At 40.1% G+C, this 12,856-nt stretch carries 14 protein-coding genes and 1 tRNA gene; 6 read left to right on the top strand and 9 right to left on the bottom strand.

Going from position 1 to position 12,856, the window contains the following annotated elements; translation table 11 throughout:
• Positions 1-11: 11 nt before the first annotated feature.
• The 3 genes from F986_RS02495 to ahpC all read left to right on the top strand — a co-directional run bounded on the left by F986_RS02495 (position 12) and on the right by ahpC (position 2,477).
• Positions 12-1,058, top strand: a complete 1,047-nt coding sequence (locus F986_RS02495; RefSeq protein WP_004691635.1) for a methionine synthase — start codon at positions 12-14, stop codon at positions 1,056-1,058.
• Between the two features lie 82 nt (positions 1,059-1,140).
• The gene (locus F986_RS02490) at positions 1,141-1,632 is read left to right on the top strand and encodes a flavin reductase (protein ID WP_017396908.1); all 492 of its coding nucleotides are present in this window, start codon (positions 1,141-1,143) and stop codon (positions 1,630-1,632) included.
• A 281-nt stretch (positions 1,633-1,913) separates the two neighbouring features.
• Positions 1,914-2,477, top strand: a complete 564-nt coding sequence (ahpC, locus tag F986_RS02485; protein WP_004691631.1) for an alkyl hydroperoxide reductase subunit C — start codon at positions 1,914-1,916, stop codon at positions 2,475-2,477.
• A gap of 96 nt (positions 2,478-2,573) precedes the next feature.
• On the opposite strand, the gene F986_RS02480 is transcribed toward ahpC, so the two are convergent.
• A complete protein-coding gene (locus tag F986_RS02480; RefSeq protein ID WP_004691630.1) occupies positions 2,574-3,497 on the bottom strand; it encodes a LysR substrate-binding domain-containing protein in 924 nt (307 codons plus the stop codon).
• A 127-nt stretch (positions 3,498-3,624) separates the two neighbouring features.
• Complete coding sequence (gene ycaC, locus F986_RS02475; protein WP_004691629.1) at positions 3,625-4,251, bottom strand: isochorismate family cysteine hydrolase YcaC; 627 nt, start codon at positions 4,249-4,251, stop codon at positions 3,625-3,627.
• 332 nt (positions 4,252-4,583) lie between these two features.
• On the opposite strand from ycaC, the gene F986_RS02470 reads away from it, so the two are divergent.
• From F986_RS02470 to F986_RS02460, 3 genes are all read left to right on the top strand, one after another.
• Entirely contained in the window at positions 4,584-5,465 is an 882-nt protein-coding gene (locus F986_RS02470; RefSeq protein ID WP_004691628.1) for a pirin family protein, read from the top strand.
• Between the two features lie 414 nt (positions 5,466-5,879).
• Positions 5,880-7,178, top strand: a complete 1,299-nt coding sequence (locus F986_RS02465; RefSeq protein WP_004691626.1) for an FAD-dependent oxidoreductase — start codon at positions 5,880-5,882, stop codon at positions 7,176-7,178.
• Positions 7,179-7,181: 3 nt separating this feature from the next.
• The gene (locus F986_RS02460) at positions 7,182-8,012 is read left to right on the top strand and encodes an SAM-dependent methyltransferase (RefSeq protein WP_004691624.1); all 831 of its coding nucleotides are present in this window, start codon (positions 7,182-7,184) and stop codon (positions 8,010-8,012) included.
• 67 nt (positions 8,013-8,079) lie between these two features.
• On the opposite strand, the gene F986_RS02455 is transcribed toward F986_RS02460, so the two are convergent.
• The 7 genes from F986_RS02455 to F986_RS02425 form a co-directional block, all read right to left on the bottom strand.
• A tRNA-Thr gene (locus tag F986_RS02455) sits at positions 8,080-8,155 on the bottom strand.
• Between the two features lie 177 nt (positions 8,156-8,332).
• Positions 8,333-8,560: a hypothetical protein gene (locus F986_RS02450; RefSeq protein WP_004691623.1), complete on the bottom strand. Its 228-nt coding sequence runs from the start codon at positions 8,558-8,560 to the stop codon at positions 8,333-8,335.
• 607 nt (positions 8,561-9,167) lie between these two features.
• Positions 9,168-9,371, bottom strand: coding sequence for an exodeoxyribonuclease VII small subunit (xseB, locus tag F986_RS02445; RefSeq protein WP_004691622.1), 204 nt, complete (start codon positions 9,369-9,371; stop codon positions 9,168-9,170).
• On the bottom strand, positions 9,364-10,626 hold the full coding sequence (xseA, locus tag F986_RS02440) for an exodeoxyribonuclease VII large subunit (RefSeq protein WP_004691620.1): 1,263 nt from the start codon (positions 10,624-10,626) through the stop codon (positions 9,364-9,366). The genes xseB and xseA overlap by 8 nt, the downstream gene beginning before the upstream one ends.
• A 179-nt stretch (positions 10,627-10,805) precedes the next feature.
• Positions 10,806-11,480: a hypothetical protein gene (locus F986_RS02435; RefSeq protein ID WP_004691619.1), complete on the bottom strand. Its 675-nt coding sequence runs from the start codon at positions 11,478-11,480 to the stop codon at positions 10,806-10,808.
• A gap of 128 nt (positions 11,481-11,608) precedes the next feature.
• Positions 11,609-11,887, bottom strand: coding sequence for a pyocin activator PrtN family protein (locus F986_RS02430; protein ID WP_004691618.1), 279 nt, complete (start codon positions 11,885-11,887; stop codon positions 11,609-11,611).
• Positions 11,887-12,180 (bottom strand): hypothetical protein, encoded by a 294-nt coding sequence (locus F986_RS02425; RefSeq protein ID WP_004691616.1) that lies wholly within the window; start codon positions 12,178-12,180, stop codon positions 11,887-11,889. The genes F986_RS02430 and F986_RS02425 overlap by 1 nt, the downstream gene beginning before the upstream one ends.
• Between the last annotated feature and the right edge of the window lie 676 nt (positions 12,181-12,856).

Here is a 12,856-nt window from a genome sequence, read left to right as displayed (position 1 = left end):
GAAGATTTAAAATGGCCATTTTATTACCAACATCAACTGCGGGCAGTTTACCGAAACCTTCTTGGCTTGCCGAGCCTGAGAAACTTTGGTCACCTTGGAAACTCGAAGGTGAGGCATTACTCGAAGCGAAACAAGATGCTTTACGTTTGTCATTACAAGAACAACTACATGCAGGCATTGATATCGTTAGTGATGGCGAACAAACCCGCCAACATTTTGTGACGACGTTTATTGAACATCTGGATGGCGTTGATTTTGAGAAACGCGAAACAGTTCGTATCCGTAATCGTTATGATGCGAGTGTACCCTCAGTAGTAGGTGCAGTAAGCCGTCAAAAGCCGGTATTTGTTGAAGATGCTAAGTTTTTACGCAGCCAAACAAATCAGCCGATTAAATGGGCGCTTCCTGGCCCAATGACCATGATTGACACGCTGTATGATGGTCATTATAAAAGTCGTGAAAAACTGGCTTGGGAATTTGCCAAAATTCTCAATCAAGAAGCGAGAGAACTAGAAGCTGCTGGCGTGGATATTATTCAGTTCGATGAGCCTGCATTTAATGTGTTCTTTGATGAAGTGAATGATTGGGGTGTTGCAACGCTTGAACGAGCACTTGAAGGTCTGAAATGTGAAACTGCGGTTCATATTTGCTATGGCTATGGTATCAAAGCCAATACCGATTGGAAAAAGACCTTGGGTTCAGAGTGGCGTCAATACGAAGAAGCATTCCCTAAACTGCAACAATCTAAAGTTGATATCATCTCACTCGAATGTCAAAACTCGCGTGTGCCAATGGATCTGATTGAGCTGATTCGCGGTAAAAAAGTCATGGTCGGTGCGATTGATGTGGCAACCAACACCGTTGAAACACCTGAAGAAGTTGCGAATACACTACGTAAGGCGCTTCAGTTTGTCGATGCAGATAAGCTTTATCCATCTACCAACTGTGGCATGGCACCTTTAGCACGTGAAGTGGCACGTGGTAAGCTGAATGCGTTAAGCGCAGGTGCAGAAATTATTCGTAAAGAACTTTCGGCTTCATACGCAGCAAGCGCTTGATGTGAAAGGGTTACCTGTTTGATAAAATGGGTAGCTTTTATCTGAGTCAAAGCATGTGTCCGTTCTACTGAGGAATAAAATGATGATTGAAGCAACAGACTTTAGAGATGCAATGTCTTTGTTAACCAGTGCAGTGAGTGTCGTAACTACGGCAGGCATGGCTGATCGTCATGGATTCACAGCATCTGCCGTATGCAGTGTGACGGATACACCACCGACATTATTGGTCTGTATGAATAAAGCATCGCGTTCACATGCACATTTTGTCGACAATAAAATTTTATCGGTGAATGTGTTAGGTGCACAACATCAGCATATTTCGAATGTCTTTGCATCTAAAATGACGTCTGAAGAGCGTTTCAAACATGGTGTGTGGACAGAGCTAGAAACGGGCGCACCTGTTTTAAAGGATGCTTTGGTCAATTTTGACTGTGAAATTGATGACATTCAAGAAGTTGGAACACATACGGTTTTTATGTGCCGTATTGTCGCGATTCAACAAAGCCAACATGAGCAAAGTTTGGTTTATTTTAATCGTGCTTATCATCAGGTCGGGCAGACCGAAACGGCTTAAATTCAATTTTTATTGAACATCAAGGCTCTGAAATGGCTTCCCAAATCATAGATTTTCCACTGCTTGACTCTAGATTTGACTGTATTAGCTCGATTTGAAAAATCGAAAGGTTTTCATTTAGGTCACAAGATGGTGAAAATCGGGCAACAGCGTGAGGGGGAAATATTTAATCTAAAAATCCGATAAAAATAATAAAAACTTACTGTTTTACCAATTTTTGGTTTGTGCGTATTCTTGCTTCATCACTTAAGCACTCTCACAAATCTTTTGAGGACGAATACATGAGTTTAATCAATACTGAAGTTAAGGCGTTTAATGCAACAGCTTACCAAAATGGTGAATTCATTGAGTTGTCTGAGCAAAACTTGAAAGGCACATGGTCTGTCGTATTTTTCTATCCTGCTGATTTCACCTTTGTGTGTCCAACAGAATTGGGCGACTTAGCCGATCACTATGCTGAGTTTAAAAAACTGGGTGTGGAAATTTATGGTGTATCGACTGATACTCATTTTACCCATAAAGCATGGCACGACACGTCAGATGTGATTGGTAAAATTCAGTATCCATTGATTGGTGATCCAACTTGGACTTTGTCTAAAAACTTTGACGTGCTGATTGAAACAGAAGGTCTAGCAGACCGTGGTACTTTTGTGATTGATCCTGAAGGTAAAATTCAAATTATTGAAATTAATGCTGGCGGTATTGGTCGCGATGCGTCTGAACTATTACGCAAAGTGAAAGCAGCACAATATGTGCATGCACACCCAGGCGAAGTATGTCCTGCAAAATGGAAAGAAGGTGAAGCAACGCTTGCGCCGTCAATCGACTTGGTTGGTAAAATCTAAGTCACCTCGATGGTTGCATTGTGCTAAGTCATGAGCATGATACCTGTAAAAAATCAGCCCAAGTGGCTGATTTTTTTATGTGGGTTCTTTTCGGTTCTAGAGATGGTAACCCTTGCTGGTACTGGCAAAGTCTCTTAAACCCTGAATCAAATGCTCAATCAGTTTTTCCATGACTAAACGTTGTCCTTTACGTGAAGCATAGACCAACTGTACGGTTCCAATATTGGAACACCAGTCGGGCAAAATGTGAATCAGGCGACCTGAAGCAATATCTGCCTCTACCGTTAAGTAAGGCAGGTTGGCAATGCCGAGTCCATCTAGAGCCGAGTAATACACACCTGCGACATCATTACTTTTGACCCGTGGTTCTAAAGGAATCACGATCTGTTCATCACTCTGGGTATGATGCAATAACCATTGATAATCGGATTTTTGTACCCCCAGTGCGAGTGTTGGAAAATCATTCAGCTCGGTGGCAAATTGAATTTCACGGCCTTGTAGCAAATCAGGACTGGCCACCAAACAGTGCGTAGTTTTGACCACATCACGGACCACAATGCTCGAGTCTTCATTGGCACTAAAATTGGTCCGAATGGCAAGATCAATGTCATCATGCAAGACATCGACACGACGGCTGGTCAGCTCCATTTCCACTTGGACGTTGGGATATTGTTTTAAAAAATGATTGAGTAAACTTCGCACTTGATAGCGCATCATCACAGAAGGGCAGCTGATCTTGATTAAACCTTGCGGTTCACTTTTCTGTTTCAGTAAAACATTGTGTGCACTTTCGACTTGCTGAATGATTTGACGACATTCTTCAAACAGCTCTTGTCCCAAAGGTGTGACTTTAAAATGTCGTGTTGAACGCTGAATCAGGGTCACGTTGTACTTGGCTTCAAGGTCTAAAATACGGCGACTAAGCTTAGACTTGGTGATGTTCGAGGCATCACTTGCTGCACTGAAACCGCCGTGTTTGACCACAAGATAAAAATAATAATAGTCGTCAAATGAATGCATGATGGGTTCAAGCCTGTATTGATTTGTGACCGAAGGCAGTCTGTGATGGATGATCTGATACTGTATCATCGCTAACGATTGCGCACGACAAAAAAGCGATCCGAAGATCGCTTTTGCTCAGGTTGAATTATTTCTGCGCTGTATTTTTGCTATAGCTTTGAATCAGGTTTTTATAGTCTGGAATATGCGCTGCAAAGAGTGAACCGAGGCCTTCAATATCATTACGCCAGTCGCGGTGTAATTCACATGCTGCACCAAACCATGACATCAGCTGCGCGCCTGCCTGAGACATGCGATCCCATGCTGCATCACGGGTGATGGGGTTAAAGGTTCCCGATGCATCGGTAATCACAAAGACATCAAACTCTTCTTCCAGTGCTGACAGTGCAGGGAAGGCCACACAGACTTCAGTTACTACACCCGCAATAATCAATTGTTTTTTACCTGTGGCTTTCACGGCTTGAACAAAGTCTTCATTGTCCCATGCATTGATTTGCCCTGGGCGTGCAATATAGGGTGCATCGGGGAACATTTCGACCAATTCAGGGACCAAAGGACCGTTTGGACCCTCTTCAAAACTGGTGGTCAGAATGGTGGGAAGATTAAAATATTTCGCGGCAGCAGCCAGTGCGAGTACGTTATTTTTAAATTTGTCAGGGTCAATGTCACGGACCAGTGAAAGTAGACCCGCTTGGTGGTCAACCAAAAGAACCGCTGCATTATCTTTATCTAAACGAATATAAGGTTTCGCCATTTTTCTGTCCTCGTTGTGATTATCAGTCGAGTCTCAGGGCAATCAGTAAGAAGGTTAGTGCCTTGAGCTTGAACATCATCATAGGTAGGAAAATGAGACAATAAAATAAGCCAAACGAGATGCTTAATCTTAAAAATAGGAAAATTTGAGCAAAAATATGCCATAAAGATAAAGAAAGGCTTTGTTTTTAAATTGGTTTTTATGTGGGTGATACGATTTTAACGAGATTGTCCTATTCGTGTGATTGTGTGTACTAGCGCAGTGCTATAAGACGGATGAGGAAAGGGGTAGTATAGATTGCATATTCATCCTATCGAGATAGGAGTTCCAAGATGAAAAAAGTAATTGGTGTTTATCGTAATCAAGACATGCATTGGGTGGGTGATGGTTTTCCTGTCAAAAACCTCTTCTCATATGATCGCCTAGGGCAAGCGATTAGTCCGTTTCTACTTTTGGACTATGCTGCACCTTACAAATTTGATCCAACCACATCGCAACGTGGTGTGGGTTCACACCCGCATCGTGGTTTTGAAACGGTTACCATCGCCTATAGTGGTGAAGTGACGCACAAAGACTCTAGCGGCGGCGGTGGTACCATCAATACTGGCGATGTACAGTGGATGACTGCGGGTTCAGGTGTGGTACATGAAGAGTTTCATTCTCCTGCCTTTGCTGAGCATGGTGGTTTGTTTGAAATGGTGCAACTTTGGGTGAATTTGCCAGCCAAAGGCAAAATGACCACACCACGTTATCAAGCCTTGACCGTGGCAGATATCCCGCGCATCGAAATGGATGATAATGCTGGACACATACGTGTGATTGCGGGTGAGTTTGGTGGTCATCATGGCCCTGCTCAAACGTATAGTCCCGTCAATGTTTGGGATGGTGAATTAAAAGCAGAGTACGAAACTTTTATCCATGTGCCCGTCACGCATAACACGATTGTGGTGGTGCTCAGTGGTGAAGTGCTGATTAATGGCACGCAAAAAGTGGTGGATAGTTCCATTGTGATGTTCGCTCAAGATGGCGAAGCTGCAATTCAACTACAAGCGCTGCAAGACACTAAGTTTTTGGTGTTGACCGGTGAACCCCTGAATGAACCGATTCAAGGTTATGGTCCATTTGTGATGAATAGCAAAGCGGAAATTGTGCAAGCTTTTGATGATTTTAATCGTGGCAAGTTTGGTGAAATCCCTGTTGCTGTGGTGGACTAAAATCTTGTCGCTAAAAAGAAGAAATCCCTACTCGGTCAAGGGTAGGGATTTTTTAGGCGCTGTAGTCTTCTTGTTTTGCATAGTTGGTCATGGATTATTGTGTGATGTATTTATCGTTTTTATGCGAGGCGCATCTTAGCGCCTTTTCGCCAGTTTGTAAAACAGATGTTATAAAAATAGTTAATTTATATACCTTGTTTTTAAACAACTTATATTTTTATTTGAAATAAAATCTATAAAAAACGCGTGCTTATTTGAGTGATTTTTTACTGTAATGAAATGTAATTTAAGCAGATATCGTCCTATCGGTGCGGCACATGAAAAAATGTGATTCTGGTATTTTTTAATAGCCCTATTTTTTCGACATTGGGTCATAATTTCAGTCAATATAAGTCAGACTGACGGATCATAATTTTGGATATTGCAGTTATTGGTAGCGGCATGGCCGGTCTTGCTACCGCAAGAATTCTAAAGGATGCTGGGCATAATATCACTATTTTCGAAGCACTGACTGGGCGAGGGATGGATAGCCACAGTACAGAGTTTGAAGGTGGTCTGATTGATGCTCCGTTACGTGTCATGAACCCACACTTATGGAAAAATACCTTAAGTCTTGCGACTTATTTAGGCATCAAAACGTATCCAGTACGCACCTATATGGCATGTAGTTGGTTGTTTGAAGACCGTACAGAAACATGGTTAACCACTACGCGTAGCCGCATTGGCAATTTCCCGATTATCAATAACCGTAAAGGCCTACAGCAGTATGGATGGCGCTTGGTTAAAGGTATGTTGCAGCTTAAAACCGCGATTGCTAAATTCTTCAAATCTAAAGATCAAGACATTACCTTGGCTGAATTTATCAACCAGCATGACATTGAAGAAGTGTTTTGGCATGGCGCAGTCATGCCTGTGCTCTATACCATCTGTACCTGTAATCCAAAAACCATTGGCGAATGGCCAGCGAAACCGCTGCTGATCTTTTTACGTCAGTTGACGGATGGTGATGCTTTATTGCGTATACAAGGGGGAACACCTGCCTTGGTCGATAAATTGATTGAAAACATCAATATCCAAAGCGGATCTGCTATTAGCAAAGTCACTGAACAAGGTGACAAGGTTTTGGTTGAAAATAATAAGGGCGAACAGCAACTGTTTGACCGTGTGGTGGTGGCAACGCCAACCACAAAAATTGAAGAGTTTTTAGATCCTGTTCAGTTTGCAGATGATATTACCCTGTTAAAACAGTTCCGTTTTGAGCAAGGTCAGCTGGTGATCCATACTGATCCTTCCGTGATGCCGCCTAAGCGTAAAGACTGGTCGGTGCTGAGCTATATGATGGACCGTAAGTTTACCCGTCAACAGTTCACCGTTTGGCTCAATTCAGTCGAACCAAGTCTGGTCGGTAAAAACGCCGTGTTCCAAACGTGGCAGCCTGTGACCGAGATTGACCCGAAAAAAGTGATTTCAACAGTAACTTTGACCCGTGCGGTGGTGGACTCGCAAACTGTGGCTTTGAATCAAGAGTTACAACAACGCCATAAGAGTGCTAACCGAAAAGTCTTCTTCTGTGGTTCATGGTCGTGTGATGGTCTGCCTATTTTAGAGTCTGCCGTCACTTCAGCAATGCATATTGCAGAAATTTTCGGTGCACCATTGCCGTTTGTTGGATTAAAACCTAAAGTTGAGGTTGCCCCACAACTCGGCTACTAAAGCATGAAATGGCTCCAAACCTTACAGCGACATCTGCCCAAACATAAATATGCAATTGATGCAAAACAATTGGGAGATCACGCTGTATTGGCTTGGAGCAATCTTGGCTATTGGGATGACGCAAGGTCATCCTATCCTGAGGCTTGCCAAACACTGGCAACACATCTTGCTGATCGATTACAGCTAAAATCAAATGACCGTGTTTTAGACTTGGGTTGTGGGCAGGGCGCGAGTCTATTGCTGTGGCAGCAGCATTACCATGTTCAGCAACTTTGTGCGGTTGAGTTACAAGCCGAATGTGTTCAGCGTATACAACACACTTTAAATTCAAATATACACATCATTCAAACGTCATTTTTAAATTTAAATTCAAAGCTATTTTCAGCACCTTTTGATGTGGTGTTTTGCCTCGATGCCGCTTATCACGGTGATTTAAATTCATTTCTAAGTTCAATCTATTCTGTTTTAAATTCAAAAGGGCGCATCGGTTTTCACTATCTGATGTTGAGTGATGCATTTTTGAATTTAAATCGTTTTGAGAAACTTCAACTGAAAATGCTGTTAAAAGCAGCCGATGTTCATTTGGAACATCTTCAGTTAGAAGTGGATTTGAAGCATTCGATAGAAGCACAAGACTATCAGCAGGTCGCTATTGAAGATTTATCAGATGCAGTTTTGGCGGGGTTTTCTCGTTATTATCATGTGCATTTAGTCCAACAGGTCGCTCAAAATTTGGATCATTTCAAAATTAAAATGACCGCTAAGCTCTGCCAGAAATTATTTGAACAGGGCATCGTGCGCTATGTTCAAATTACAGCAGTTAAAGACATTTAAAATGAAATAAAAAACCAAAGGGCCAGAAACAACAAAGCCTCACTAAAAAGCGAGGCTAAGTATAAAATGGTGCCGGCACACGGATTCGAACTGTGGACCTACTGATTACAAGTCAGTTGCTCTACCAACTGAGCTATGCCGGCAACGTGGTGAGAATAATAGCGGATTTTCTTGAAAACGCAAGCCAAAAAGTGAGCGATTGAAATGCACATGATTGTTTGTGCAAACTTCACCCACCAAAGGGTGGGTGAAAGCTAAGAATAAAATTTGAGGGCTGTGATGAAACTGTTTTTAAATAGGGTTAAGTGAAAACATGGAACTCATTTGCTCCTTAAAATTTGATCGAGGTCTTGGGCACATTCTTCCAACGTAAAAGCCATGTCGAGTTGCATTTGAGGTTTGAGTTCATTGGCCAGCGTTCTCCATTGTTCAATCAGACGAATTGCTTTTTGAATTTTATGTTTGTTGACATCCTTTGCAAGGGTTGGGGTATAACCGCCTCGTTTAGCGTTTTTAATTTGTTTGACATAATTGGTGCTGTTATTCATTCTGACTCCCGAATAGCAGTTTTATTGGTCAATTTAGTGTTTCGCTAGTTATATACCGCAAATGAATTGTGCTTCATAAACATTGCATCTAGATGATCATTGATGATTTATTTTAACCTCCCTTAGAAATTGTTTTAGCTCAAGTTTGAATCAGGTTCAAGCGTTTATTTTTGAATAAATATTTCACTTTGTGGTGCAAATTATTCTGTTTTGTGAAGAGTCGTTTTTATGAAGCAGACTTTGTGCCAAGTCTAAATAAGAATGTTCAGCATAAAAAAAAGACCTTAATCTTTCGATTAAGGTCTTTAAAATTTTGGCGGGAAAGAGGGATTCACATATTTTAATTAATAAATTGTTTTTAAAAAGATAAATATTTTTAATTTTTTTTTATACCAACAAAAATACCAACAAAAAACAAAAGTACCTCTTAGAAATTCTTAACTTCACCATTTTAATGTTTAATTTTTTATTTATTTGCTTGACCATTGCTTGATTAAAGACATCTCTAATCACTTAGGTTTTTATAGAACATGTTGCTTTTAGAGGGTTTTGATAAAAAATATTTGAATATTGCTTAATGTCATGAAGTTATTGGGACGCTATCTAATTAATCGCTATTCCTATTGAACGTTTCATTCAAAGCCTGTTGCACAGCATCTACACGTGTCTTACAGGCTTTATATGCTGTCATGGACTCTTCAACGATTTTCATTAAATTGTCGATGTCTGGCTCATTTTGTGACTCCAATAGCTCAGCATTCTTTTTAAGGACTTCATAGCCTTCCTTGAAAGAGAGTTCTTTTTTACTCATTACCAATTACCTTCGTTACATTTGCTTGAATGGTACCATCCTGTAATTCTACTTGGATGTTATCACCTGAAATCTGTTTAATAGAGCGTATAGCTTTTCCCTCGCTACGAACAATTCCGTAGCCTTTAGCCATCACATTTCTTGGATTCTGTAATAGGGTCTCACGTATCAATGATTCAACTTGATTTGATGCTAATTTGGTTTGCTGCTGCGCTAAGTACTGTGTTGTACCTTTCATCATGTCTAATGCTTTATTTGCTTCATTGATCTGTCCATGAGCAAGAGTCTTGATCACTCTGATGTATTGATCATTTTGACTTTGATACGCCGTGATTTGATGCTGAGATAAAAGTTTAATCTTCTGTAGAGAGTCCAGTACTTCCTGAGTGCGTTCAACAATCAGATTACGAATACCACCAATCACTTTGCTTGGAGTATCAAAAGACCGATTAGCCACTTCATCTAATATGGTCCGGTCTTTTTCATGGCCAATACCGACCCATATCGGAACTGAACGTTTACAGAGTAGGGCAGCTAAGTCGTAGTCATTTAAATAAGCCAAATCATTTACTGCACCACCACCGCGAATAATAACGATCAGATCTGGAGCAGTATCAAAGTTTAAAGCCCATTGACGTAAACCATTACCCAGGGCATTAATAATACTCACGGCGGCAGTATTACCTTGAAAGGTCGCGGTGTGATAAATGAAATGACAGACATCGGCTTTATCTAAAGCATCTGCATCTTTTTTGAAGTCACCAAGACCAGCTGCATTTTCAGGTGCAATCACCAGGACATTTTGAATATCAAAAGGAGTAGGGAGTAACTTATTTTTATCAACCAACCCTTCAGTGGTTAAGCGTTCTAATATTTGCTGATAACGCCGTGCAATATCGCCTAAGGTGTAGCTTGAATCAATATCTTCTACATTGACTGAAAAGCCATACTGGGGATCAAACTTAGCTTTAATTTTGATTAATACGTTTAGATCCTTGGATAGCTCAATTCCACTTTCACGTTCGAATTTTAAAACCATTTTTGCAGCGGAAAACTTCCAGATTGTTGCTTTACAGCTGGCAATGACCTTATCTGTATTTTCATCTTTCTCAGCCAGCTCTAAATAGTAATGGCCACCTTTAATGCTGAGGTTTCGGATTTCAGCTTTTACCCATACCGGTTCATTAAAAGTTATACGGATAACTTCTTGGACCGTTGCAAGGTATTCACTTAGGGAGAGCTGGGTATCAAACATGGATATGTGAGCCAAGTATATTGTTGAAAATAGTATAGAGCTGATAGCCGAAAGGCAATTGAGCTTAATCGAATCTGATAAGTGATATGGCCTGTATCAGATTGATTTAAAAGCTCATGTGAATTTGTTATAGAGGATCTATTTAGATGTGAAAGCCCTCAGAAGAGAGCTTTTTTGATTTATGGCCTAATCATTACTGGACCAAACATCCCAGTGTTGATTAGAGACTCCCATATTTTTTTAATTCCTTGCCCTGTTTCTTGATTTACAAATAAGGACGAGCGCTTACCATGAGGTTTTCCTAAAAAATAGGAACTCATTGAATCCCATGTTTCGCCAACTTGTGAAGTTCTCCATTCAGGTAGTTCGTTTTCCAATAACAATGGAACAGCAATCGATAGAGGTATTGTTCCATCCTTTGACAAAGGTTTTAACCAGTTGCATCGAACAAGAATAGGAGTAGCACTAGAGGCGTAAAATCGTACATTTAAGCGTTCAGCAGTAATATCTGCAACAGGGTTTGGCTTAAGCTCTGCTACAGAATCCAAAACTTTTTGGCCATCATCATATGGACAGGTGATAAATCCATTCGCAAAGTAAACAGTATGATCCAAGCCTCGATAACCACATTCTTTACTTGGTGATGTTAAATCATAATCTACACGTTTATCACTTACTAGCGGATGCCAACTAGGGTAGCAGTAAATAACGGGACCTAATTCATCAAATAAATCCATTAAAACCATTCTGCTATTTGCTTGATCGTGAGGACTTAAATCTGTTAAACGAGATAGTAAATATTTTTCTGCTGAATCACGTCCATCTTTTGCTGCTTCATCTGCACGAAATGCCATTTTAAAACCTAATATTTTATTGTTGTGCATAAAATACAAATTCTATGCATAAATATCAAGTAATGTGTTTAATGCCGTTCAATTTACTTTTTTCTATATTGAATTAAGTAGTTAAATGATAATTTTTATTATGAATTCATAGCATCGTAGTCATGGCGATGTAGGGCATATTGTTGATCTAGATAGATTGCAAAATCTTCGAGTCGTACCATCCATGGAGCTTTTGCTGATTGCTCGATTTTAAATGCTGGAAATGGCAGTTCATGGAAGTTAGCTTTCTTACGCGCCGTTTTGACATCCATATGCGTGAAATAATCTTGGACAATGGTATCTAGGTGAACTACTGGTGATACATAGCGCATGCATAGCATTGTGTAGGTATTAAGCTTTGGATCTATATGTTTCATTAATTCTTCCTTGGTCGTCCGCGTCGACTTTTCAAATCGGTTTTAAGAAAAGGGATAACAACATTGGGGTCATAGAGTTTCTTTCCAGAACTGCCTACGTTGAATAGTTCTAGTTTTTGAGAGAGTGTTTCTCTGGACATTGGAAAGCGTTTAGTGAGCCATGCTAAATCAACTAGATCAGGATACTGTTCTATTTCTAATGCAATAACAGTGGCGCCGTGTATCGAATCTCCAAGACATATTTTAGGAGGCGATTCGCTCTCTATAGTGATGATATATTTTTGTTTGAACATCTTTTCACCTGCTAATTTTCTTAAATTAATAAAGATAGACAGATATAAAAGGGATTAATTTTGAACTAGCTTTGCCATGTTACAACATCAAAGAGGTTCTATTTTTGCAATGTTGTTGCATCAGAAAATTTCTGTTTCTACATGTAAGACTTTTTGTTGCTGCATTTGGGCTTTTGTTGCTGCACGTACTCTTTGGAGATTCATTTAAAACTTGAATAACCGTCTTTGTTCGGGGGAGTTTATAAACGGTAATGTATCCAATATTGGTATCATTCCGAAAACGGTAATATACCCAATATTGGTATTTTGAATGATCCCGTTTTTGGGGTTTTGAATGATCCCAAAATTGGGGTGCAGAACCTATCAATGAATCTACCATTGAACCAATCATTCTCTCTAAGAGCGATTTGGGTCTAGTGATTACCAATGAATTGTCTTGCCTGATGCTCAAGGCACCAGATATAAACAGATTTAATTCTATGACCCAAAGATCAATTATAGATATGGCCTAATTTCTCATTGGTTTGAGCGTAGTGAACTATTTTTTAAAAAAACAACCAAAGGTACATTAAAAATTATTTGGAGCTTAGAGCGCAAACTAGAGCGATATGTGAAGGCACAAAAATATTCAAATAATAGGAAGGCGAATTGCCAATTCAAAATCAGTTTTGGTTGG

Origin of the sequence: Acinetobacter johnsonii CIP 64.6 (assembly GCF_000368045.1) — a bacterium.
In the GTDB taxonomy this organism is placed as follows: domain Bacteria; phylum Pseudomonadota; class Gammaproteobacteria; order Pseudomonadales; family Moraxellaceae; genus Acinetobacter; species Acinetobacter johnsonii.
This window is presented reverse-complemented; position numbering and strand designations above follow the sequence as displayed.

Coding starts and splice junctions, on each gene's coding strand:
- F986_RS02495 (WP_004691635.1), top strand. CDS start 12: ATGGCCATTTTATTACCAACATCAACTGCGGGCAGTTTACCGAAACCT.
- F986_RS02490 (WP_017396908.1), top strand. CDS start 1,141: ATGATTGAAGCAACAGACTTTAGAGATGCAATGTCTTTGTTAACCAGT.
- ahpC (WP_004691631.1), top strand. CDS start 1,914: ATGAGTTTAATCAATACTGAAGTTAAGGCGTTTAATGCAACAGCTTAC.
- F986_RS02480 (WP_004691630.1), bottom strand. CDS start 3,497: ATGCATTCATTTGACGACTATTATTATTTTTATCTTGTGGTCAAACAC.
- ycaC (WP_004691629.1), bottom strand. CDS start 4,251: ATGGCGAAACCTTATATTCGTTTAGATAAAGATAATGCAGCGGTTCTT.
- F986_RS02470 (WP_004691628.1), top strand. CDS start 4,584: ATGAAAAAAGTAATTGGTGTTTATCGTAATCAAGACATGCATTGGGTG.
- F986_RS02460 (WP_004691624.1), top strand. CDS start 7,182: ATGAAATGGCTCCAAACCTTACAGCGACATCTGCCCAAACATAAATAT.
- F986_RS02450 (WP_004691623.1), bottom strand. CDS start 8,560: ATGAATAACAGCACCAATTATGTCAAACAAATTAAAAACGCTAAACGA.
- xseB (WP_004691622.1), bottom strand. CDS start 9,371: ATGAGTAAAAAAGAACTCTCTTTCAAGGAAGGCTATGAAGTCCTTAAA.
- xseA (WP_004691620.1), bottom strand. CDS start 10,626: ATGTTTGATACCCAGCTCTCCCTAAGTGAATACCTTGCAACGGTCCAA.
- F986_RS02435 (WP_004691619.1), bottom strand. CDS start 11,480: ATGGCATTTCGTGCAGATGAAGCAGCAAAAGATGGACGTGATTCAGCA.
- F986_RS02430 (WP_004691618.1), bottom strand. CDS start 11,887: ATGAAACATATAGATCCAAAGCTTAATACCTACACAATGCTATGCATG.
- F986_RS02425 (WP_004691616.1), bottom strand. CDS start 12,180: ATGTTCAAACAAAAATATATCATCACTATAGAGAGCGAATCGCCTCCT.